Source organism: Legionella massiliensis (assembly GCF_000756815.1).
Classification (GTDB): domain Bacteria; phylum Pseudomonadota; class Gammaproteobacteria; order Legionellales; family Legionellaceae; genus Tatlockia; species Tatlockia massiliensis.
Window position 1 is genome coordinate 1,083,487 of sequence record NZ_CCVW01000001.1, and the last position, 22,146, is coordinate 1,105,632.

The window sequence follows — 22,146 nt, forward strand, 5'->3', positions numbered from 1 at the left end:
GGATGAGCCTAAATAATACAGGCTGGAAAGAGGCTCGTAAGGAAGCTGGTTTGGAATTTGTGCGAGTACATGATTTAAAACATACCTTTGGCAGGCGATTGCGTTCTGTTGGGGTGAGTTTTGAAGATCGGCAAGATCTGTTAGGTCACCGCTCAGGTCGTATTACGACGCACTATTCATCAGCGGAACTGCAAAATCTGTATGAAGCTGGGAATAAGGTTTGCGAAAAACAGAAAAGTGGTGTGGTACTCACTTTGCTCCGCAATCCAAATAATAGGAAAGAAAAGGTAGTTACACAAAACCATAAGGTCGTAAGTTTATGAGATTGTGTTGTTTGTGCCCCACAAAATCCCCACAATGGGTTTTAGGGCTTTAAGATAATCAGTTGTATGTTATTGAATTTAAAGGACTTTGTTGGTGGGCCCACTAGGACTTGAACCTAGGACCAACGGATTATGAGTCATGCTTAACAATTTTAACCACTTGATTTTATTATAAATTTTGCCGCGGGTTTTTCCTACAAATGGCGTACTGTGTCGTACGATGTCGTACTCAAATACGACGATCTCCCGAAGGGGGATTTTAATCCAAGTTATACTGAATTGAAAGTTGGTTTTAGTATATTGAGCATAAATATTACATTCCATTTCTAGCTGATTTAATGTCAAAGAGATTGATCTGATTAATCTTATCCTTATGAATGATAATGGTTAGTTTTGCTGGATATTTAAATCTCATCTCGCTGATTCGAAATGTCCAGAGCATGATTTTTAAAAGATCTTCATCACTAATATTCTTGTGCCCTTTGATTCGGGTTATGCCCGAGCCAAAAATTGTAGTTGATACATTTTGTTGGGCATAAACTCTATTAACTTTGTCCCAGAAGGTAATCAGAAATTCTAAATACTCAGGCATAGTTAGGTTTGCTTTGTTGTTACTATCAAATTTTGAGAATGCTGTTAGAAGGTAATCTTCATATACACATATTGTTCCAATATGATACTGAGTGGTTTTTCCAGATTTTCTGGGTACATTGGTTGCTAAAATCTCGTTTTCGTCAAATTCATAAGTTTGAATATATTCATCGAGTTCTATGGGGCTGCTGTTCAGATGTTTGTTGATAAAAATGCCATTAAGTGACTTTTGCGCAATCACTTTATCATCAACCAACGTATCAAAATATTCATTGAACGCAATTACTTTGAATCCTTGTTGATGAAAAATATCTCCAACTTTGATATTTACGGCACTCCCTTCGATGTTTAAGTTTATATCTTGAAGGCTGTTGGCTCGATACCAAATAGCAATGTAAAGGATAGGTAACAATATCAAAAATGCTATACCATATTTAATGCGGCATTCGGTAGGTATATCAACAAAAATAACAATTGTTGTAATGACCATAGATATAACAGATATCTTTTCTAAAAATTTTCTTAATACACGTGTATCAGTGATTTTAACCTTTGTCATTTTTATTTCTAGGCCTTCCGACTTAAGTTTTATAGATGTAGATGTCCGCTTCTTTTTGGGTAGAAAACATGAAGCCCTGATTTGTTAGAGCTTGGCGAATTACTTCTTTGTCCATGGGAATATGGAGTGTGGGAACATTTTTTATTGAGTTCTTAAATATAGGTAATTTGTCCCATAAATTTTTTACGTCTTGTTTAAGATAACCATTAGTCAATAGGCTTGCTTTGGAATTGTAATCAGGATAAACAACAATCACCGGTAGTTTTTGATCGTTTATCCCATAGTCGATTTCTTCTCTAAGTGCATTAGAGTTGGTCGTTGTTGAACTGAGAAATAAAATAATGTTCTTTGATACTCGAAGCCGTTCTCTTAACCGTGGCTTCAATGTTAGTTCCCAACTACTACCGTCGCGGACATTGTATGTCTTGTCATGTGAGTCAATGAAAGGGAAAGTAGCGTCTGAGCCCTTCCATAATCTTATGAGATTGTAGTAATAGAAGTCTTTTGTTGCATGCGCTCCTAATGAGCTGGTACTAAAAGGCTCAGCGACATAGAAGGCACAATAGTTTCCATTCCTAACTGACATTCACTCACCTATTATTTATTAATCTGTTCCAATTTTTATTGGTTATTTTTATGAAAAATGATTGTCGGATAAATTACATCTTAATTCAATCAATAAATGACTACACTACCTTAATTTTTATCTTTTTTGTTGTATGTGGGTGTTGCTGTGTAAGCCCTCAAAGAGGGCTTAATAGTTTGAAAAAACATGAGTCTGTCCATTATGCTCAACCGAACAATAATCATTGATAAAAAGATCCCGGGCAAAAGCCTCAAAATCAAAATAGCAGATCAAACTATCCGGCATTTGATGGGCATAACAGTCATCAAATAATTGCCTGGCAAAATCAACCTCTGAATCATAGCAACCCTGGTAATGATCCTCCAACATGGTTTGTGCATCATCCACTGAATAATCACAGAGAAGGGCTAAGCCTAGTTCCCCATGTTCTTGAATAAATGAGGCATACTCCACAATGTTGCTTATTCCTTCATATTCATGGATTTTTATGCTGCCGAATCCCTCGTAATCATGTATGGCGTATTCCTCAGCCTTGGGTTCTGGGCTGTTATCTAGCATTTCCCAGATTTCTTTCATGATGTTATCTTCGCTTTGAGTAGCATCTATCCATACACCATGCAGGATGGCGTTGTTGTAAGAGGCTAAGCAGGCGACATAAATTGAAGGGGTGTCCATGGGATTATCTCCTTATGTGAATGGAGCAATCCCACACGGGAGCTTGCTCCCATGATTGGGTTTGACTAATACGGAATTTCTTCTGAATCCGGTTGCAATATTTCACGCATCTGAGCCATGTGTTCTTCTGCGGTTTTGTTACTGGATTCGTCAGCTGATTTTGATGAGTTGAGAAGCTGAATGTGGCTAACAACAATGCTTAAGGCTTGGCGCGTTTTGCCCTCATTGTCAGTCCATTGATTGGAACGCAATTTACCTTCGAGGTAGACTTGCGAACCTTTCTTTAAATATTCAGCGATCTTCGTCAGCTTGCCAAAAAGCACCAGCTGATGCCATTCCACTCTGGTTTGCCATTCATCATTCTGTTTGAATGACTCATTAGTAGCCAAAGTAGCAGTGACAAAAGATTGTCCGTCTTTTCCGGCGATGCTTTTAGGATCAGCACCGAGATTACCTATTAATTGAACGCGATTTAAAGATGCGGTCATTTTATTCTCCTGTTATTGTTGATGTGGGGGGTCATAACATAAAAACACCCGCATAGGCAGATGGTTTTCTGTTATGCGGATAAGGCTTTAATTACTTCAATTAACAAGCGATTCGCTGAGTATCGAACTGTTTGACAAAGGAAATTAGAGATTCCAATTTGTTTAAACTTAGCTCTGCTTGCTGGATGTCATGGGTGCTAATTTGAAGCCGGTGTCGGCTTAAATCATTCACACAACAATTCAGCTCAAAGAGCAAATGTTCAATCTCAAGTTGTACTGGTTCCTGTTGTTGCATGGTGGCTCCTTGGGGTAGGGAGGATTAGCCCCAAAAAGGACTGTTCATCCCAATTGGGTTATGCAAAAAAGATCACCGAAACATCGGTTGATTTACCTGGTTATTAATGATGATGTGCTTGAAGCACTCCTCGGGCGTAAAGCCGTAAAACATCTCTTGATGGGTTTTCCCTGCTAAACGCTTTGCCATGGAATTAGGGGAACAAGATGGCATATCACAAGACCTGGTGGTTTCGTCAGAATTACACTGACTCATCAGTTGTGTTGCTTTCAGATTATCAAGCCAGGATTGTAAATCAAGAGTTTTTTCTTGTTGATATTAAATGAACGCAAATGAAACTATTGTTCTCTTTTAATACGATAGAGGACGTGATTCGATAGTCGGTGATTCAGTGGCAGTTTGGGATGGGCGAAAGAGCCATTTATATCATGCGCCATACCAATTTTTTCCATAACTTTTCTTGAGCGTAGATTGTCTGGTACTGTGAATGCAACTATTTCGTTGAGCTTCAGTTGATTAAAGCCATAATCTAAGGAAGCCAAAGCACCCTCTGTTGCATATCCATATCCCCAGTGTTGCGAGCCTAAACGCCAACCAATTTCAACGGCAGGTGAAAAATGGGCAGGTTTATCAAAATAATTAAGACCTATAAAACCTATTAGTTCGCCCGTGTTTTGTAATTCAACTGCCCATAACATGTAATGACGGGTTTCTAACTGTGCATTTTGATGCCGCATGAATTCATTTATTTGCTCCTCGGACATGCTACCGGGCAAAAACTCCAGTACCTTTTCATCCTGGTTTATTTGAAAAAATGGTTTGCTATCTTGTTCATGCCAGGGTCGTAAGATTAACCGGGAGGTTTTGATAATGTGCATGTTATTTAACTCCAGTTACTGGTTTGTTAACCAATCTTCAAAGGTTAGGGCAAAACGAAAATGATCTTGCCAGATGCCATTGATTTTCAAATATCGGGGTGAAAATCCTTCTTTGATAAACCCGTTCTTCTTTGCAAGTTGTATTGATGCAGTATTTGTTGGTTGAATGTTGGCCTCAATTCGATGAAGATCAAGGGTTGTGAATATTTCTTTAAGAACCAATTTAAGTGCTTCACTCATTAATCCTTTTCCAGCAGACTCCGCAGTGGCGTAATACCCCAAATAAGCACTTTTAAATACGCCTCGCATGATACCGCTAATATTAAAAACACCGATAATCTGCTGGTCATCATTCCAGGCAAAATAGTATTGTTCACTTTCTTGATCGCCCTTATTCAAGTAAAGTCGAAATTCTTCGGCGGTTGTTGGGGCTGTTATAAAAGGAAAATGAAAATCGCGGCTTTTTTTCATTGCTGAAATAAAAGCTGTTTCATCTTGGGGAGATGGTTCGCGAAGTACAATCATGTCATTCTCATTGGCTAAATTATTTAGCCAGATATTATATCATGGTTAAAACAATATTTTATTTTAATAGGGCTAAGGAATTGATGAACCAATTTTACATATTAACTGGAGCACCAGGCAGCGGAAAAACATCTATGTTAGCTGAATTAGCAAAGCGGGGTTTCCCTGTTATTGATGAGCCTGCCAGACGAGTTTTAGCGCAACAAAGGCTCATTGATGGAGAGGGCGTTTATGACAAAAATCCCTTTTTGTTTAAAGAGTTGATGTTATCACGAATGCTTTATGACTATGAGAACGCCCCTAAATATGATTTGGTTTTTTTTGACAGAGGTCTTCCTGACCTTATTGCTTATAGTAAGTGTTTTGGTTTAGATATTGGTTCTGAGCTAAAGGCCAGTCGTATAAATCAATATAATTCAACAGTGTTTTTTGCTCCAGCATGGGAACGGATTTATATCAATGACGAGGAGCGACAGATCTCTTTTGAAGCGGCTCAGGTATTTGAAAATGATTTAAGACAAGCGTATTCAGAATTAGGATATCAATTGGTTGATATTCCTTTAACAACTGTTTCGGACAGGGTAAATTTTATCTTGAAAACTATTCAGGGTGTTTGAATTACAATTTATATTTTATCAGAGTTCAAATGGGTATCGACGACTTTAAAAAGCATAGATTGTCAGCCCAAGTAGATCTTCGTTATACTCAGTCTGGAATGCCCAAGTTCTTGGCTAATCAGTTCTCTAGCGGTTCTATCCCAATATTTTTCAAGGGGATTAAGTTCTTTGTAAACTCTACCCCCTTGTATCGGACATATAAGCCCTTTACCAGCTTTGTCATAGGATTTAGTTATTTCCTGATATCTTCTCTGAGCATAGGCGTGGCGAAGCCCATGGCATTTGCTTAAGCCCATTTTTTCTATTACTTCATGATAGTGTGCCAAATGATTTTTATAAGTCCTTTCTTTAGGAATGAGGGATTGTCCGGGAGGAACCTGTTTTATTGCATTGAGTAGCCATTGCCGTTGTTGTTCATTGGTGAGTTTAATATCGCGGCCAATTCCCCCTTTTGTCCAGCTGGGCTTAATAGCCAGTTTATTTCCTTGCCAGGCATCACTGAGTACGATTTTCATGGATTCTTCACGGCGAAGGCCAAATAGGGATTGAGCTTCCAGAGATAAACGGATCATCGGGTCTGGGCATTTGGAGAAATCGACGTTGTTGATTGCTTTATTGTACAGAGGAATATAATTACGTTTGTTGATTTGGTAGCTGTCGTTGCCTTGCTTTACCAGCTCTGGCTTGTCTAGTACAGAGGCTACTTTTCGCAGTTTAGCCATGTAATTTTTAATTGTTGCAGGGTTTTTATTCTGGGCTTTCCAATGTTCAACCAGGATATGGATGTGTTTCGGCTTTAATCCTTTAATGTGTGTGACCATGTAGCCTAGTTCATGTAAATCTTTGACGCAGCGATTCAGCATGTGTTTCATATCTGCCCGGCTGGCGTGGGAGTAGTTTTGGATTTTCTTAATACATTCATTGATTGAGTACTGGGCATTTTTAAGTTTGGACTTACTCATTGAGATACCTCCATAAAGAATCCCGGGATTTGATGCCCATTTCGCCGCGTATAACCCAATAGGCTTCATATTTTCCCAATAGGGGTAAAAGATACGGAGCCATTTGTTTTGCATAGAGATAGCGGTAGGCTTTGTTAATTGGTAGAGCATGTTTTTTTAACGCCTTACGCCAGGCGACTTTAGTGTCTTCGTAATCGTTAAATTCAGCAATGGATTTACCCTCAGTCAGCTTTTTGATTTCATCCAGGATGGCTTTTTGCACTTCAAATCTGATAGGGATTGTTCGGTCTAGAGAATTGAACGCGATATTTCTGGTTATCCAGATGCCGTCCTCTTGGATGTTAATTTCAGGTTTTATATAAATCGCTTCTTGAAAGGTCAGGCCAAATTCTGTTTGTAATGCCATGATGAGGCGTGGTATGGGATTGTCCCATAATTGCCAGTGGTCGTGCTGGATTTTGAGTTTTCTTTTGCGTTTCTTGGTAACTTTGCTGAGTTGCAGGGATTTATTGTCGATATTGGGAATGAGGCAATCTATGCTGGTTAGATAATGCCTGACAATAGTCATGTGATTCATAATAGTGCTTGCACGAATTTTACTCTTTTTCCAATGAGCTACCAATTGGTGGATATGGTGTGCTTGGATATTTTTCCAGGAAGATGGCACATCACCAAGGGTATATAGATCATCGATCATTTTACGAATGACGTATGCCCTTTGTTTTTTGATTTTGTAGCTGCCTTGATTGCCTAACTTTAAATATTGATTGGTAGTTTGTCTTAAGCTGTATTTTCTCATCATCCCATCCGATAAAAATTTATTTGCCCTGTCTTTGGTTTAGTGTTGAACGAGCGGCTCACTCAAAGATGAAACCTGGCCTAAGCCATTAAGCTCGAAGTGGGGGACAAATCAATCGTTATAAGGCAAACGATATCGCCGATTTACAACAGTTTTTTAGTGCTTATTTCCTCCTTTTTTTGATGATTAATAAAAACGACAAGACAATGGCTCTTGTCATACAAGTCCATGGTCAAATTGAAATAAATTGACTTAAACTCCCGAGAGAGTTGCCCTGTCGGATGACAGAGATTCCTAGATGGTTTTCCCTACTGAACGTCCAGCCACGGGGTTAGGGAATGAAGTGGCTTAGCATAAGACGTCGGTTAACGTTTCGCCGGAGTTTCACCAGCTCTTCAGTCATGCTTGATTCCAAATTAGCAAAGCGGTGCTTGCTTCGCAAGGGATTTTGGAAAGAATTTTGTCCAATCCCGATTGGCGGGATCGGACAAAATGCTGAAATGTGTTGATTTTACGCGGTAAAATCAAGGTGATTTTTCTGCGTCACTGCTGGGAAATTTGCAGTGACGCAGAATTGTAAAATTTAAGCTTGTCGTTTTATAGGTATTATAGAAGTGTCTATAATTGAAAGAAAAACAGGAGTATTACCTAATGATAGAGGAAAAATATCATGATTTTAAATATGGGGCAGTATTTAAATTTGCTCATGATATACAAGAGCAAATAATAAATCAGAATTTGGATTGCATAATAGATTTAGCATCTGATCTTGAAAAACAAATTACGAAGCCGCAAAAGAATACAATTTTACATGATGTTATTGAATATCATATTAATGATTATTTTAGCGTTGTTTATTTTAACCCATATTTTGATGTTCACAGCATAGATGATATTGAGATTTTTGAGGACAATGAGGTGATAAATCTTTTCGAAGAATATCAAATAAAATATTTGACTATTAAACAGTATTTGAAAAAGCATCCCGGAGATTATTTCACGTATGGCTATGAATATTTGCGAGGAATATTAGAAGACAAATTATCGCCGATTTTAAAAGTCGAAGTTTTTAATTTATTATTTGATGATCGAAACCTGATGAAAGAATTCAATATTTTAATTGCTGGTGAATTGGATGAAAGAGTTACAAGATGCAAATCTTGGCCTAAATGGTTAGTGCGGGCTTTATATTGTCGTGAAAAGGGGCTTTGTGCCTTATGCCAAAAAGACTTAAGTCATTTATTACACACAAAAAATAAACCTGCTATTGATCATATAGTGCCTATAGCTTTAAAAGGTGTGAATGACCCAACAAACCTCCAAATGTTATGTGATAAATGTAATGGAAACAAAAGTGATATTCATATCACTACTTCTAATTACAGGCCACTCTATTGGTAATACTCATGTTTGTCTAATTAATTTTGTATTCAGTGGAATGGGGATACGGATCTTATAAATTTCTCCGCCATTTACTATTATGAAAGCCTGTCCCTTTGGTAAGGAAATTATGTCATCCACCCCAATCATAGGCACAGAAGAAGTCTGAACCCGATCCTCATTGGTTGTATTAAAATAAACCCCATCGTCCCCATGCGGCGTATCATTCACCATAGAGACCTGGGTATGTCCAACAACGCCAACTTGAGGCAGCACTTTAACCAGTAAATTAGCTGTTTCCTCATTTTTTACGCGCAGCATAATCAGGGTATTAAAATTCCCTTCAGATACCTCAGCTTTAGCCCTGGAACCTAGTGCAACTTCCATATCCTGGATAGTCTGAGCATAAGCGGTGACCTGAAATCCAGCACCACCTGCCTTATTAAGAATCTTTACAAATGAATCTTGGATAATCTCTGACAACTCATCGCAATGCAGATTTAAAGTGTATCGTGCGTTGGGTTCTTTATAGATCTTACCAGCTGTAGACACCAGATCAGACAAAAAGGCTTTTCCTACTGCTTGGGCAATATTGGGATTGGTTAGGCTATCTAAGCCGATATAAAGCACTTTCTTATTTTTAATTACATCCATCAGTTCAATTTCACCAGGTTGAGCTTTTGACGATAAGATTTTTGAGGCATTGCTTTTATTGATTTCAGAAAGTACAGGACCAACACTGGCCGTGATTTTGTCGTAATAGTGCTTATCCATAATGGCTGCATCGTATAGGTCTATTAAGATTTGGTCGTGTAGGGCTTCTGCATTGTTGTTTTTGATGGTTTTGTTGATGTGGTCTTTGACATATTGCACGACTGCCTGGTGGCGTTCCATTGGGGATTTTGTCTTATTATTTTTGCCTATTTTACTATCATGTTCCTCGATGATTTCATCTATCTCTTGATGGTAGTTTGGGTAGTGGTTAGGAAGAATTTTATCAGCATAGGACATTAATAATTGTTCTAATCGGCTGATATAGAAAGCAATTGTTTGGTAGGTAATGGGTTGTCCCATTTCTTCTAGGCATATAGCAACGATATTTACGTATTTCCAGGCGAAGGCTGCGAACTGTTTTCCTTCACCTTCTGCGGAGATTGCATCGGTGATCCTTGTTGCAACTTCGCTGATTTGGTCGAAATTCTTTAAAGGGTTGTATTGTGCCGATTGCTCTGGAAATCCTAAGTGTACGATTTTGAAATCTTCTGTCCGGCCTGAAACCTTACAGGCTGCCATCATGTCTCTAACCAGGTCTTGATCTCCTTTGGGATCTACAACGATAACAGCATCACCATTACGGATGTCTTGGTTAATTAGAATGCTGGCCAAACGTGTTTTTCCTACTCTGGTTGTACCAACAACGAAGGTGTGGCCTACACGTACATCTTGAGGTATGTATACAGGTTTATCTTCTTCACCCACGCCATGCAAGAATGGACTGCCACCAACAGGCGGATCAGGTCTAAATGGGTTTAGTTTTGAATTGGTATTAAGCCATTTGGCTAATTTCGTGTGTTCATGTTTTTGGCAAAATCTTCTGGCAAACTGGTAGCAATAGTTTCTTTGCATGAACTTTTCATTTTTGACTTGTTTAATTTGATGCAGCTTTTGAGTGTGGCTTGGTCGCCAGCGAAAGCCCTTGCCCAGGAACAACCAGTTTTTTGATAAGGGTATTTCTGTGGTTGATAGGGCATAGGTGGGCATTGCTAATAATCTTCTGTGATAGCGCTTTACTTTAATTGCCTGCCAGGCTCGATAAATTCCAGGGATCAATAATGCGAGTGCAGCATATAATCCCATGGTTTGGGTTAGTAAAAATAAATGCGGTTGGGTATATGCCAGCATGGCGAGAGACAAACATGTAATGGCTGACCAGGCTTCTGTTGGTTCTCTTAATAGGTTATTAATGGGGTAATTGCTCATAATCGGCTCCCAATCATCAAAGCATCAATAAATACAAAAATAGCCAGCAAATACCAACGCGCTTTTAAGGCAGTATTCAGCTGCTCTGTGGTCAGCTGGTGTTGTTTCTGTAGGCGTGAAATTAGTCTTGGCCATAATAGGGCAAGGGCTAAATACAGCACACCATGAAGGCCAATAAACCAGGGTTGGATAGTAGTGAAAGTGCTTTGCCAGCGAGTAAGCAGATTGCTATTAATGAGCCAAGGAGCAATCGCTAATAAGGCAATGATTGGTAAAACGGTTTGAATTAATACTATAATGGATGAACGGATGTAATGTTTAATCATAGGGATAGCTCCAAATGAGAAAGGTATTTCGGTTGTTGGCGGTCGTTCTTGATGCTATTGTCGGCGTGGCAGAGAATAAACCTGCTAAACGCTACTTGACTGTTTATGAGGCTCAAGAAAAATTTGATAAGGGTTTGATTAGTATTCGTGAATACAATGAATCCCTTGAGTCTAAATAAGGTCTTCATCGAAGACCTCCTGAAATTACTTTAGCGCCGGCTTGGGCGACTTGCATACCTGATTGGCTTACGTTATCGCTATGACGTTCAGAACCACTGACTAAATCCATAAGACCCGCCCCAGCATCACCGCCAAAATGACTTGATAACCTTAGCAATAATACCGGTGCAACAAAGTAAAACATCACAGCCATATTCTTCATAGCAGAAATTGCTTCATTTTCCCCTAAAGGATCAAGGACTGATCGTTCAAGAAACCCGACTAAATGCCACAGGTACTGAAGAAAAATAGCCATGACAAATAAGGCGCACAAACTGCCTAATGCCCTGGGGCTGTAGCAACTTAATGACAGAACCATTGGGGTGAGAATGATCAGAAAGAACATGAAAAACGCCTGCATGACGGGCAGAGTTTGCATGATGGCTTCTCGTTTCAATGGGGTAGATGTCCAGGATTTTGTCCATTGCCCGACATTGACCAAACTATGGGTAATTGCAGATGCAACTTTGCCATTGTTATTGTCCATCAGGTTTTGTACTGAGCTTGCCTGCATGTCTTTGCTTTCTTGCAGGAGCATCTTGGCTATAAAATCTTCTGCGCTGATCTCTGCTTTCCAGGCTTTGGGATGTTTCGCTTTATACTGCCTAACTCTATCCAGCATGGCGTAGTAATTTAAGTGTTTGTTAAAAACACTGGCTTGGTTAGACACATCAACCAGATCAGATTTGATTTTAAGCCACCATTGTTGACAGCTAGGGTAGCCGTCTTCAGGTAATTGTTCTGGTGGTATATCGCCACGGTTGGCTGCTTTTTCAAGATTGCGGTTAGGGGCTTGATTAAAAGTAAATCCTGGCACAGGTTGGCGTGCATGGAGTTTGCTGTAATACATTTTTTGCAGAATTTTAGAACCCATCCAGTTTAGATCATCTTCACCGCCATAGCGTTTTAGCATGGGATCTAATTCACTGGCTTCATGCTTTTCACTGTTGAATTGGGTTCTCGCTTCAATAAAACATTGCCTATGAAAATCCAAGGCTTGTTTGCGTATATTCTGTGGCAGATAGGTTGATATCAAATCGCCTTGAATGGATTGGAGACTGTCGGTACAACCCGTTACCTTCATGAGACTGTAAGTAAAGCTCGACATAAAGTTCTGGATGATGGAAAAGCCTATAGGAATTTTGACCTGGTTAGTTAGCAGATCTGCAAAGGCCTCATCATAGGTTGTTCCACTGTCGCCAATCACGGCTGTGGTTGGATTCTTCAATCCACATAGGGGTTTAAATTGCAGGGCTTTGGTTTCCAGTGGTACACAGGGGTAGACAAAAAAACTGCATATCAGGAAAGTGATTGCCAATTCATACAGGAAATTATTTAAAGCATGTTCAACTGCATAGAACGCGCTAGCTGGATTGAGCACGTTCTTAAGAAAGCGACAACCAATGGCCAAAAAGCCAAGGTACAACAGCCCTGTTTGCCACAGGGCGTTGAATAGAACCTCGTACTGTTGCCAACCTAGATAGGTGGTGTAGAGGGATAAAGGATTAAAGACAATCATGATTATGCCCCTTTATTTTCTTTAACGTAGATTGCGCCGTTTTTAACGGCAGGCTGTTCGTGATCCTGGCCTGGTATATTTTGGCTTTGGGCTTGATGGCGTATATCCATGATGGTTCCCAGGGTTTCGGTCATCATTTTTTTACGGACATCGTTTTCAAAGGACAAGGAGTGAATGTCATCATCCAGCTTTTTCAGGGCAAATAAGACCATATTCATTGCAGGCTTTAAATTCTGTACCTCTTGAACTTGTAATCCTGCCTGTAAGATACGGCGCATCATCATGGCCTTATCCAGCATGTTTTGCACTGCGATTTCCTCAGCCAGTTTTGAGACGGTAAGCATCTGTTCTTCACGGGGTAGATGCTGAATGGTGATAATCACTTCATCGGTGATCAGTAAATTAGATGCACTGACTTTTCTAAGATTCTCTTCGGTCAGAGTCCAGGTACCATTGACCAAATTCCATAAAGCCTTGGCTATGTTCTGACTACAGGTATTGGCGTTCGCACAGCTTTGTAATAAGGTCGACAAACCTATTCCTGCTTTAGCATCATGATTTTGCTTGTTCTCACTGCTGCTGACCTGAATATCGCCAAGAACTTTCACTGCCCAATTCGCTGCATCGGTAGGCGTTGGCCAGCTTTGTGTCATGGGGATCTGGGTACTTGGTTTTTCTATAGAATCTAAAGGTTTTCTCTCTAACAGAATGTTGTAGCCAGCAATGACCACATCATTGATTACCTTGATAGGCCTTTGAAACTTACCGCCAGCATTGCCTTTTTCACTGCCAATCCAGGGTAAGCCGTAATCATCGCGTTTCTGGGCAATACTCTTGGCCGTTTCAGTGACATCAACATTTTCCTTCTTAGCCCGCTTGTAGGCTTCCAACCAGCCTTGACTGTCTGAGACGGAGAGCATGCCTTCCATGGGTGATTGATTTTGTTCCAGGGATTGTTTGACCTCCTGGCAATCTTTAACTTTCAGGGAAAACTCATTCTGGGCGCTTGATGCCGCGTTTTGCAAAACATTATAAAGCCCAGGCATGGATTGCTGGAGTTTATAAAGTGGAAACCCTGCAACAGAACCTTTTAAGTTATCAATAACACCGCCGGGGATATTGATCGCCGATTTTTTTAAATCCTGAAATGTATTGGTTATGGACACAGCAGGATTAAATCCGCTACAGGAAAAACCCAGACGGCCATCGACATCTGCCCCGATTCTCAAGGTCTGATCTTTATTGACTGGAGGGACGAATAAATTTGAAGTTCCTCCCAATTCATAATAGTAATCCGACTGAGTGGGCATGAAGCTTCCGGCAAAGGTTAAGCTTGGAATGAGTAAGGGTATTAGTAATATTTTTTTCATAGCATCGTCCTATCGTTTTTGAGGGTGTCCAACTTTGGGAAATGATAAATAGTGAATCAGCTTACCGCGGTGCTGAATGCAGCCACGGTATTTACGCCACAAGACAAAGACATAATTACCATTGCCAGCTTTTTCATCATCCAAACCGTAATCACCGGGATCGCCAGGATGGATCGTGCGGTTGAGGGGGTATACTTCCTGCCAGATCACTTTTTGATTTTTGGGGTCATAAATGGCATTGGCCACCACACAATTTTTACCGCAAGAATTGGTGGTAGATTTAGTCACATGCAAAGGGTTTTTGTTGGTAACAATATCGGCTGCATGCATGGCAGCAACAACAGAGGCGCGATAATTATAAGGTTGAGTCACTCGCATCAGTCTTGGGATTTCAAAGCCCCAATGTTGAAATGTGGTGCCAATTGGTGTGACCAAAAGATAAGGATGGGTTCCCATATAAAGAACTTCCGCAGCCTCAGTCCTATCCATTACTGCATCAGCCTCAGCTAGATAATAAGGCCGGCCAAACCCCGTTTCAGGTTTATGCGATAAGTATGGGATACGATAGAGTCCAGCAGGGCTTCCAATCACATCAACGATACGGGCGCGATCATCATTCATATGCTGATCTGTTGTTTGACCGCTGTCATTGCCGAAGCCAAGCTCAGATCCTGTCGCTGCTTTATAGGCTTGTTGGTAAACCGTCCTTGAAGCCGAGTTCTCATAAATTGCCCGAGCTTCTAACCAGGGGTTTTCCTCTGGCTTATTACTAACGGTAATAATCAAATCAGGCAAGAACTGTTCAACAGCAGGGGTGATAACCAGTTTTGGCGGTAAGTGACCAACCGCCCAGGTGCAGGAACCAATGACTTTGTAATGGCTGTTGTGAAATAATTTTTCGAGAACTCGGGCTGCAATCGTAAAGCTATTCGTAGGGTTTGGCGGGCTAGTGCTTTCCAGGGCATAAGATAAATTAGTCATAAAAGTAAACCCTGTTATCAGACTGAGCCTTAGGTTGTTCGAGCTTTTTAGCCATGATTTCAGCGGCTTCAAGGACATCATATTCTTTCTCCAAAACGTGGCGTTGTGCTTTTTCTGATTTTTCCGTCATCAAAAGGGCGAGCAGGTAGCGAGGTGGAATAACTCTAAATAAGCCCTGATACCTTGAGCCCAATAAAACGGCTTCTGCATACAATCCTTTTTGTGAATCAATATCGCGGATTAGGGTTTCTTGCTGAGGGGTTAGGGATTTAAACCGTTTCACATCAGAGATTTCCTTTTCATCAAGGCCTAATAAAATCCAGGTTTCAATCAAGGATAAAATTTTGGTAGCTTTCTCAGAGTTCATGTCAGTGACGTTTTGAGTAATCGCAACCAGCCAAAGCCCGAGTTTTCTTGCGACCTTGGCAACCAACAAACACACAGTCACCACGGAAGGGATTTGAAATTGCAAATGGGACTCATCAATAAAAAGGAAGGTTGGTCGGTTATCGTTTTGGGTGGCCTCTGCCATGGCTAAAATTCTGGGAAGCAAGGACACCATAACCAAAGCCAGTTTTCCGGTATCATCTTTAATGGCTGAAATATCGATATGAAAGATATCAAAGTCACCCAAGGGTTCGGTCGGTACATTGAAAAAGCGGGATTTGGCACTGTTAATGACATAACTATTTAATCGGTCATGCAGATCAAGAATACGGTCTTTCTTGCGTGGGACTGCTTCCTTATCCAACCGTCTTTTAAAAGCGGCTACCACATGCTCCGTCAGCATTTGCGGGATGTCATTATTAAACGAGGTAAGGATGGCATCGATTAAGACTTCAATTAATAGCGTTTCATCCGCCAGGGTAAATTGCTCTTCTTCCTGGGAATTGGCTTCAGTAATCATGGTGCGCAAAGCCAAGGCGAGCTCAGCTAGAAAGGAACGTGAACCATCACCACAGGAAAATTCTTCTGAGTTAGCTGGCTCTTTGAGGTTTTCTTTTAAAGCCATTATTTTCTGAGCAATGGAGGTTGCTTGCTCGGTACTTAGATTATCCGTGATTTCAGGAATAGCCTTATAGGCCTCGCAAAATGGGTTTAAGGGAACGGCTTCTTCTTTCTTATTGCTCAACAATAGCTGTTTGGTTTTTTTACCATGTGCTTTGGCATGAATGAGCATGCGATCAAAAGAATTACCCATTTCAAAAAGCACCACTCGGGCATTTTTCATTGCCAATAATGATTGAATCATCCACCCGGTCAAAACCGATTTGCCACCACCAGAGTTGGCGAACAAGGCACAATGTGAATTTTGGCTGATAAAGTCATGGTGCAGTAAATCAAAGAACACAGGTTCACCCAGCCGATTAAAAAAGGGAAAGCAGGGTAGATGCCTTGCACCTTGGTTACGGCCATAAACGGGAAGCAAAGCTGCGAGTTCAGTGGCATACATCAGGCGGTCAAAGCATAGGTATTTACGGGCATAGTGAGGATCAAAATTAAAGGGCAGGGCATTGAGCCAGGAGTTAAGAGGGTGAATATCATAGGAGGAGTGAATTAATGGCATTTTGGCATCATTGAAAATCGCATGCAGGTTTTTTTCTATAACTTGTGATTCTTGTTCATCTTTAGCCTGATAGATGACAGCCTGATTGACCCAGAAAAGCCGATTGCCCACGCTTAGTTCATTACGGGCGGTCTTAATGTCATCTCTGACTTCTTGCGGTTTCAGGCTGGTTCCAACAATCCCTTTTTCCAAACGGGTCAAATGGGCATCGAGGCTTTCATCATGACTAAATACAACCTGAATGGTATAAATGCTGCCCTCAGGTAAGGTATCTAAAAGGGCATATCGGTGCTTAGGATTGGCCTGCTGCCTTTCTCTCGAAACCAAACCAATTAGAGGCGCTTCTTTTAGACCATCTACATACAGGATTTTTTGTTTTATCCCTTCAAGGACAAATCCTTGCTCATCGCTTTCTGGCGGAAAAAAGAAAACATTTTGCGCCAGATTAAAACCAGCAGGGATGGGATTGGGGTAGGGATATTGCTCAAGTATTTTATCCGCAGATTGAGGGTTAAACCAATGAACCCACCATTGGTAATAATCCTGCCCGCTCAGTCTTTTAAGTTCTAGTCCAGGTGAGCGGAGTTTACTTTCTATTTGGCTAATGACTTCCTGATGCTCTTGCAGGGCTTGTTCTCGGCTTAGATTAGTTTGATGGAGATTGCGGTAAAACAGTACCCGAGTTCTGCGCCTTCTTCCTCGATAGGGTGAGCCTGTTTTGGGGTCTATGAAAAGCCCCTCAGGCCGCGTCATTTTGTTATAGAGATCTTGCAGGCGTTTTAAATAATCTTGAGTTAAAGGTGTATCGATCAGGGCTGGTGAGACATAATTTTTTATATGTTCGATAACTGGGGTTAGGCAGTATTCATCCTGAACATACATTTGCATCACCCAAGGAGCAGTAGAATGTAAGGGAACAACAGCAGCAAAGGTATCACGTATTTTATGAAAGACGGCTTCCAGGTATTCAGGCGAAGCAGCTTCAGCAGGAATATCGCCTAATTCAAAACCAGAACCTATGCTTTTCCCGTCGGCAAATAAAAAGACCTGCTCTTGCTCGTCAAAATCAACAATAGCCAGTCTGTCGGCTAAAGAGGGCAGGGGATTTGCATAACGCTTTTTGATGTCTTGTTCGGTGATAGCCTGGGGATTCGACTCCCCAAGCAACCAGTTGATTAATGACTTCATCGCTTCTCCTTAATACAATTCTGAGGCCAGGGCATACTGGTTTTGTTTATAGAGAAAAAAACGTGTGGTATAGGCAGGTTTAATCAATTGTTCATCGCCCAGTTGAGCCACATGCGCAAAGACATGAATTGGAACTTCAGGATTTGGCAGCGATTTAAACTCCTCTCCAGATTCCCCCAATTTCACCTCATGAAAGACAGGCTTATATAAAGGCTCTTGTTGGCTTTGCTGATTAAGCTGGCTGACCGTTAAGCCTTGCTCAGGAATTGCGCTTTGAGACATTCTCGCCGTGGAGCAGGCGCTTAATGCCAAATTAGCGCAAAGAATTATCATAATTTTTTTGTTGATGGTAACCATAATCTAATACCCTCCCGTGGTGTTCTTTATCAATGGCTATGGTTTGACTGAAATGTAAACTTAAGTGGTTAGGAATAAATCCAGACGGAGCGCGAAGGCTGGCTGGTACAAAGACCATGTCAAAGCTTCCTTCAATCCGCTTTTCCAGCCAGTCTGATACTTTCTGACTGCCTTCATTAATGGCACCTCCGGCAGCATAATGAGCCATATCGCCAGTCGGTGTGGTGATAGCAGTACCACCTTCAGCCTGGTAGCTCATTTGCCATTTTGAAAGGGCAGTGCCTGCACCTTGTATACCGCCAGCAACCATCAGAGTGCTTAATACTCTCGGGGCATTGGTGATGTATTGCCCTTTGATGCAGGGATTGCCAAATTGAGTCGTGAGATATCCGATGCTGTCGTTATTGACTAATTCGGCAGAACTTTTCATCTGTTCCTGGCCAACGGTTACGAAATGTCCATCTTCGAAGACAAATAAGGCTGAGGTGACGTAAGCTCTGACGCAGCTGATGTTGTCGAGAAAAGAACCTACTCCAATTGCATAACCGCTGATTTTCATGCCGGTAATTTCTGGGGGCAATTGCATGCCATTCGCAGTCATTAAATCCCCACGGCTGACGATGGCCGAGAAAGGAAATAAGGGTTGCATCAGTTTACCTTCAACTGGCACCTCACCTATTAGAGCAGAGAGCAAAGTTACTTTACTAAAATCGCTTCCTGCTGGAATGGTATAGAAAGGGGTTTTGGTCGGTTCTTCCTCTTTGGTTGGGGATTCATTATCCATAAATAAATTGGTTTTCAGCGAAGCTTTATCAAGCAGGGCATCCAGATCTTTAATTTGCCCTCCTTTGGCTACAGGACTGCCATCCATTGGATAGGTTTCGGTTTTATTGTTTGTCAGTGAAGATATTTGCTCTTTAAGGGCTTGTATTTCGTCTTGCCAAACATGGCTTGCTTCTGGTTTAGGGTTTTTTAATTGTTTTTGCAGGGATTTATTTTCCTTATTGATTTGATCAAGCTTCTTTTCCGTCTCTATTAATCGGGCGGAAACATCTCTGATGTTGTCATTAAACTGACTGGTGATAGCCTCGCCGAAGTTATTGGGATTAGTCGGATTATCATTGGCTGGAGTAGTATGACGGCTGTTCATCAGAATCATGATGACAGCAAAGACTACAGAGCCAGCCAGGATTTTAATGCCATGGTTTTTATTCATCGCTGGTACCTCCTATGGGCGGAAAGGGCTTCTACAAAGGGCTTATCAGAGACAACAAAGAGGGTGGTGCTCTCATGCTGATTGCGTTCAGGCAGGGTGCTCTTGGGGAAAAAACTTGCTGTTTGCCACTGCCCAATGATCTTGGAAAAATGTAGTTGCAGGGGTTTATTCAGCAAATTTTTGAGCTCGACTGCCGTCACGTAAAGATTACCCCCACGCCAGGAGGCTAGAGGACGAGCCTCAACGCTGGCCTCATAAAATAAGGGAATGATTTTATTGGTTTGCATAGGTGTGCGATAAATCCCCTCAGGAATTTCTCTCACTCTTTCTGGTGAATACAAGGCCTGGATGGCAAAGCGAGTGAGTTGAATGGCGTTGTATTCATACTGATTAATATTTTGTGATGGAGATAATTTAGGATTATCAATCAAGATCTCGATAGGCGTTGTATTCTTGGCAGCCTCATCAGCCTTAAGATTTAAAATAATAACCTCGCCTTCTGGCAGAAGCTGGGCTATTAAACGCGAATCTTTAAAGGGTTCCTTGGCCTTAAGATAAAGGCTGTCTTTGACCTTTAAAACTTCCAGATTGGCATTTAATTGCTGATCTATGATTTTGATGGGCTGAGGAAATTGCACTAAACGCTCTTGATTAATGGGCAACTCAATGGCAAGAGGAACCTTTTCCCAAACCAAATGTTCACTTGCCAAGGCATGGCTCAATTGCGTTAAGGCAAGACCAAAGGCAAGCAGGGTAAATTTAACGTATTTCATGGTGTTCCTCCGTGTCGACCAGTAAATCTTGTAAGCGTTCCTCAGGGCGGGTGTACCCATCGAGCGCTAATTGAAAGGGGTTATGTAGACGGGATAAATTGACTTTGACTACCCGCAAATGGAAACTAACCACTTTGTCGGCAATGACCATCGCCGAGTTGTCCTTCAGCCTTTGGGTGATCCTTAAAACCAATTGCACTTCCCAGGTATCAGGACCAATTTTTTGAATGTCTTGAGGCTCCATGAAACGATAAAGGCTTGCGACTTGAGTGCGATCAAACAACTGGGCATTTTTATAAGCTGCCAGGGTTTGATGAAGTAGTTGTTCGTGTCTCGGGGTAAAGTAATAATGAAAGGCTCTAATATTTTGGGTGAATTCGTCTTTGCCTTTATTTGTCCAGCTATAAAGGCTAGGCATTAATGAACTCACAAATCCTTGAACATACTCATTAGGCACTTCGCTGGCTTTCATGAGTCCACCATTAGCCGTCATGTTAGGGGTTAGCCAGAATTCATAGCGTTTGGGCAGGGTCATTAAGGTTATAATCAAGGCCAGCATTATCACTGACAACAGGCCTATAAAAGCCAGTAGTAATCGATTGTGGTGATGCAGGTTGTCTATTTTCTTCCAGTAGTTAAACATGAGGCTCTCCAACAGATTTATTCTTTTGCCATCGACCCTGATAATGAATCCAGGGTGATTGTTTGAACCTTAATCGCACCATCCATAGAATTGTTTTCTTCATGACATAACCATAGGGTTTACCTGCTTTTACGCGGGCAACAACTTTAGGCCAGATGGTAATGGAGAGAATGAACCCCACCACAAAACCGATGCAGCCTGAGGCCAGCGAAAACCCAATCAAAAGTCCAAAAAGGACAAATAACAGGGCGGTAACTGGTGTTGTAGTGATGACTATCCAAAACAATTCCCTCAGACTTAAGCCTTTCCAGGCTGGGAAGTCATGCGACAGATGGCGCGAAGAAGGCTGACTCATCGTTTCACCTCCTATATTTTAAATTTGGTAATCATGGTGTAGCCCACATAACCAGAAGCAATGCTGATGGCCAAATAGGTGATACCCATTACCGCAAAAGTCCCAAAGGCCACCATGGAGCCTTCGTTCTTTTTAGACTCCTCTATGCCGTGCTGCACGGTGGTAATGAACTTGATAAAGGTCACCACAGCAGTGATGAACAGCAATAAGCCCAAGCCTTGTTTGACATAGTTTCCAGTCACCGACATCATGTTTTTCGAACCATCGCCGATGTTGTCGGCATCGGAAATTTTCGGGAACCAGTTATCAGCCAGCAAGACTGGGGCATAAAGCAGGTTGACTGCACCAAGATAAATTGAACGAAGCATTGATTTCATGTTGTCTCCTTAACGAATAAAATCAGAATAAAAAGCATCAAGCCAATCACTAATCGGACTAGCCTTGAACCCAGGCGCAGCATATATCCATGCTGCTGTTTTTCTTCATCGCCCATCATGTGGTTTACAGACCACATCACCGCTAATATCACCAAAGCGATGGCGATAAAGCGGATACTGCCGGAAAAGACCTGTGCCGTGATGTTGTTGCTGGCCTGTTTAAAGGTGGTGGCAAATAGTCTGGCGATTTCGTCTTTACTCATTAGGGTTTCCTCACAAAGTCCATTTCTAGGGGTTTAATCTTGCGAGGAGCAATGATTGGCTGGTTGATGTAATCAATCAGCTCATTGCGGATATTTAATAAATCTTCCCTAACCCCTGCATGATGCTGACCTTGAGCATCTTCAAATCCCTCAATTTGCAATTGGATTCTGGTGTTAGGGGTGAGTTGGGTTTGTGCTTCATCCAGTAAAGGCATGATGGCGTTAATTTGGTTAATGATGCGTACCAGGGTTTCGTTTAAATCTGGGTTATTTGCCCAGCTGTTGAGGCTTAGAATCATCAGGGTTAAGTAAAGCAATCGTTTCATGGTTTCTC

At 41.3% G+C, this 22,146-nt stretch carries 26 protein-coding genes and 1 pseudogene; 4 read left to right on the top strand and 23 right to left on the bottom strand.

Going from position 1 to position 22,146, the window contains the following annotated elements; translation table 11 throughout:
• Positions 1 to 14 precede the first annotated feature (14 nt).
• Positions 15 to 323: pseudogene (locus BN1094_RS04570) on the top strand (tyrosine-type recombinase/integrase); the annotation flags it as partial.
• 313 nt (positions 324 to 636) lie between these two features.
• Here the strand turns inward: BN1094_RS04570 and BN1094_RS04580 are convergent.
• The 7 genes from BN1094_RS04580 to BN1094_RS04610 all read right to left on the bottom strand — a co-directional run bounded on the left by BN1094_RS04580 (position 637) and on the right by BN1094_RS04610 (position 4,920).
• Positions 637 to 1,473: a macro domain-containing protein gene (locus BN1094_RS04580; protein ID WP_043873146.1), complete on the bottom strand. Its 837-nt coding sequence runs from the start codon at positions 1,471 to 1,473 to the stop codon at positions 637 to 639.
• A 22-nt stretch (positions 1,474 to 1,495) separates the two neighbouring features.
• Complete coding sequence (locus BN1094_RS04585; RefSeq protein WP_043873147.1) at positions 1,496 to 2,059, bottom strand: TIR domain-containing protein; 564 nt, start codon at positions 2,057 to 2,059, stop codon at positions 1,496 to 1,498.
• A gap of 168 nt (positions 2,060 to 2,227) precedes the next feature.
• Positions 2,228 to 2,734 (bottom strand): antirestriction protein ArdA, encoded by a 507-nt coding sequence (locus BN1094_RS04590; protein ID WP_043873148.1) that lies wholly within the window; start codon positions 2,732 to 2,734, stop codon positions 2,228 to 2,230.
• Between the two features lie 65 nt (positions 2,735 to 2,799).
• Complete coding sequence (locus BN1094_RS04595; protein WP_043873149.1) at positions 2,800 to 3,222, bottom strand: single-stranded DNA-binding protein; 423 nt, start codon at positions 3,220 to 3,222, stop codon at positions 2,800 to 2,802.
• A 100-nt stretch (positions 3,223 to 3,322) separates the two neighbouring features.
• The gene (locus BN1094_RS04600; protein WP_043873150.1) at positions 3,323 to 3,517 is read right to left on the bottom strand and encodes a hypothetical protein; all 195 of its coding nucleotides are present in this window, start codon (positions 3,515 to 3,517) and stop codon (positions 3,323 to 3,325) included.
• A gap of 338 nt (positions 3,518 to 3,855) precedes the next feature.
• A complete protein-coding gene (locus BN1094_RS04605; protein WP_043873151.1) occupies positions 3,856 to 4,395 on the bottom strand; it encodes a GNAT family N-acetyltransferase in 540 nt (179 codons plus the stop codon).
• Positions 4,396 to 4,410: 15 nt separating this feature from the next.
• Positions 4,411 to 4,920 (bottom strand): GNAT family N-acetyltransferase, encoded by a 510-nt coding sequence (locus BN1094_RS04610; protein ID WP_043873152.1) that lies wholly within the window; start codon positions 4,918 to 4,920, stop codon positions 4,411 to 4,413.
• A gap of 83 nt (positions 4,921 to 5,003) precedes the next feature.
• Here BN1094_RS04610 and BN1094_RS04615 point away from each other — a divergent pair, with 83 nt between their 5' ends.
• Positions 5,004 to 5,537 carry an AAA family ATPase gene (locus BN1094_RS04615; protein WP_052403136.1) on the top strand — a complete coding sequence of 178 codons (534 nt, stop codon included), beginning with the start codon at positions 5,004 to 5,006 and terminating at the stop codon, positions 5,535 to 5,537.
• Between the two features lie 62 nt (positions 5,538 to 5,599).
• On the opposite strand, the gene BN1094_RS04620 is transcribed toward BN1094_RS04615, so the two are convergent.
• Together BN1094_RS04620 and BN1094_RS04625 are read right to left on the bottom strand one after the other, a co-directional pair.
• Positions 5,600 to 6,499, bottom strand: a complete 900-nt coding sequence (locus BN1094_RS04620; protein WP_043873153.1) for a phage integrase N-terminal domain-containing protein — start codon at positions 6,497 to 6,499, stop codon at positions 5,600 to 5,602.
• The gene (locus tag BN1094_RS04625) at positions 6,492 to 7,298 is read right to left on the bottom strand and encodes a phage integrase N-terminal domain-containing protein (RefSeq protein ID WP_043873154.1); all 807 of its coding nucleotides are present in this window, start codon (positions 7,296 to 7,298) and stop codon (positions 6,492 to 6,494) included. The genes BN1094_RS04620 and BN1094_RS04625 overlap by 8 nt, the downstream gene beginning before the upstream one ends.
• A 651-nt stretch (positions 7,299 to 7,949) precedes the next feature.
• Between BN1094_RS04625 and BN1094_RS04630 the strand changes: the two genes are divergently transcribed.
• Entirely contained in the window at positions 7,950 to 8,699 is a 750-nt protein-coding gene (locus BN1094_RS04630; protein ID WP_043873155.1) for an HNH endonuclease, read from the top strand.
• Positions 8,700 to 8,702: 3 nt separating this feature from the next.
• Here the strand turns inward: BN1094_RS04630 and traD are convergent, their stop codons facing one another.
• Together traD and BN1094_RS04640 are read right to left on the bottom strand one after the other, a co-directional pair.
• Positions 8,703 to 10,658 carry a type IV conjugative transfer system coupling protein TraD gene (gene traD, locus BN1094_RS04635; RefSeq protein ID WP_043873156.1) on the bottom strand — a complete coding sequence of 652 codons (1,956 nt, stop codon included), beginning with the start codon at positions 10,656 to 10,658 and terminating at the stop codon, positions 8,703 to 8,705.
• The gene (locus BN1094_RS04640) at positions 10,655 to 10,984 is read right to left on the bottom strand and encodes a hypothetical protein (RefSeq protein ID WP_043873157.1); all 330 of its coding nucleotides are present in this window, start codon (positions 10,982 to 10,984) and stop codon (positions 10,655 to 10,657) included. Before BN1094_RS04640 ends, traD begins: the two co-directional genes overlap by 4 nt.
• A 14-nt stretch (positions 10,985 to 10,998) precedes the next feature.
• Between BN1094_RS04640 and BN1094_RS19475 the strand changes: the two genes are divergently transcribed.
• A complete protein-coding gene (locus BN1094_RS19475) occupies positions 10,999 to 11,163 on the top strand; it encodes a hypothetical protein (RefSeq protein ID WP_099908964.1) in 165 nt (54 codons plus the stop codon).
• A gap of 5 nt (positions 11,164 to 11,168) precedes the next feature.
• Here the strand turns inward: BN1094_RS19475 and BN1094_RS04645 are convergent, their stop codons facing one another.
• Genes BN1094_RS04645 through BN1094_RS04700 form a run of 12 tightly spaced genes read right to left on the bottom strand, consistent with a single transcriptional unit; the run spans position 11,169 to position 22,138 of the window.
• Positions 11,169 to 12,722 (bottom strand): conjugal transfer protein TraG N-terminal domain-containing protein, encoded by a 1,554-nt coding sequence (locus BN1094_RS04645; RefSeq protein ID WP_043873158.1) that lies wholly within the window; start codon positions 12,720 to 12,722, stop codon positions 11,169 to 11,171.
• Positions 12,723 to 12,724: 2 nt separating this feature from the next.
• Positions 12,725 to 14,092 carry an integrating conjugative element protein gene (locus BN1094_RS04650; RefSeq protein ID WP_043873159.1) on the bottom strand — a complete coding sequence of 456 codons (1,368 nt, stop codon included), beginning with the start codon at positions 14,090 to 14,092 and terminating at the stop codon, positions 12,725 to 12,727.
• Positions 14,093 to 14,101: 9 nt separating this feature from the next.
• Positions 14,102 to 15,073 (bottom strand): TIGR03756 family integrating conjugative element protein, encoded by a 972-nt coding sequence (locus tag BN1094_RS04655; protein ID WP_043873160.1) that lies wholly within the window; start codon positions 15,071 to 15,073, stop codon positions 14,102 to 14,104.
• Positions 15,066 to 17,828 (bottom strand): conjugative transfer ATPase, encoded by a 2,763-nt coding sequence (locus BN1094_RS04660; protein WP_043873161.1) that lies wholly within the window; start codon positions 17,826 to 17,828, stop codon positions 15,066 to 15,068. Before BN1094_RS04660 ends, BN1094_RS04655 begins: the two co-directional genes overlap by 8 nt.
• A 9-nt stretch (positions 17,829 to 17,837) precedes the next feature.
• Positions 17,838 to 18,185, bottom strand: coding sequence for a hypothetical protein (locus BN1094_RS04665; RefSeq protein WP_043873162.1), 348 nt, complete (start codon positions 18,183 to 18,185; stop codon positions 17,838 to 17,840).
• Entirely contained in the window at positions 18,142 to 19,401 is a 1,260-nt protein-coding gene (locus BN1094_RS04670) for a TIGR03752 family integrating conjugative element protein (RefSeq protein WP_043873163.1), read from the bottom strand. The genes BN1094_RS04665 and BN1094_RS04670 overlap by 44 nt, the downstream gene beginning before the upstream one ends.
• Complete coding sequence (locus BN1094_RS04675; RefSeq protein ID WP_043873164.1) at positions 19,398 to 20,174, bottom strand: TIGR03749 family integrating conjugative element protein; 777 nt, start codon at positions 20,172 to 20,174, stop codon at positions 19,398 to 19,400. Before BN1094_RS04675 ends, BN1094_RS04670 begins: the two co-directional genes overlap by 4 nt.
• Positions 20,161 to 20,817 carry a DUF2895 family protein gene (locus tag BN1094_RS04680; protein WP_043873165.1) on the bottom strand — a complete coding sequence of 219 codons (657 nt, stop codon included), beginning with the start codon at positions 20,815 to 20,817 and terminating at the stop codon, positions 20,161 to 20,163. The genes BN1094_RS04675 and BN1094_RS04680 overlap by 14 nt, the downstream gene beginning before the upstream one ends.
• Positions 20,810 to 21,172, bottom strand: coding sequence for a TIGR03750 family conjugal transfer protein (locus BN1094_RS04685; protein WP_043873166.1), 363 nt, complete (start codon positions 21,170 to 21,172; stop codon positions 20,810 to 20,812). The genes BN1094_RS04680 and BN1094_RS04685 overlap by 8 nt, the downstream gene beginning before the upstream one ends.
• 11 nt (positions 21,173 to 21,183) lie before the next feature.
• Complete coding sequence (locus BN1094_RS04690) at positions 21,184 to 21,549, bottom strand: hypothetical protein (RefSeq protein ID WP_027219221.1); 366 nt, start codon at positions 21,547 to 21,549, stop codon at positions 21,184 to 21,186.
• The gene (locus BN1094_RS04695) at positions 21,546 to 21,812 is read right to left on the bottom strand and encodes a hypothetical protein (protein ID WP_043873167.1); all 267 of its coding nucleotides are present in this window, start codon (positions 21,810 to 21,812) and stop codon (positions 21,546 to 21,548) included. Before BN1094_RS04695 ends, BN1094_RS04690 begins: the two co-directional genes overlap by 4 nt.
• Positions 21,812 to 22,138 carry a hypothetical protein gene (locus BN1094_RS04700; protein ID WP_043873168.1) on the bottom strand — a complete coding sequence of 109 codons (327 nt, stop codon included), beginning with the start codon at positions 22,136 to 22,138 and terminating at the stop codon, positions 21,812 to 21,814. The genes BN1094_RS04695 and BN1094_RS04700 overlap by 1 nt, the downstream gene beginning before the upstream one ends.
• Positions 22,139 to 22,146 lie beyond the last annotated feature (8 nt).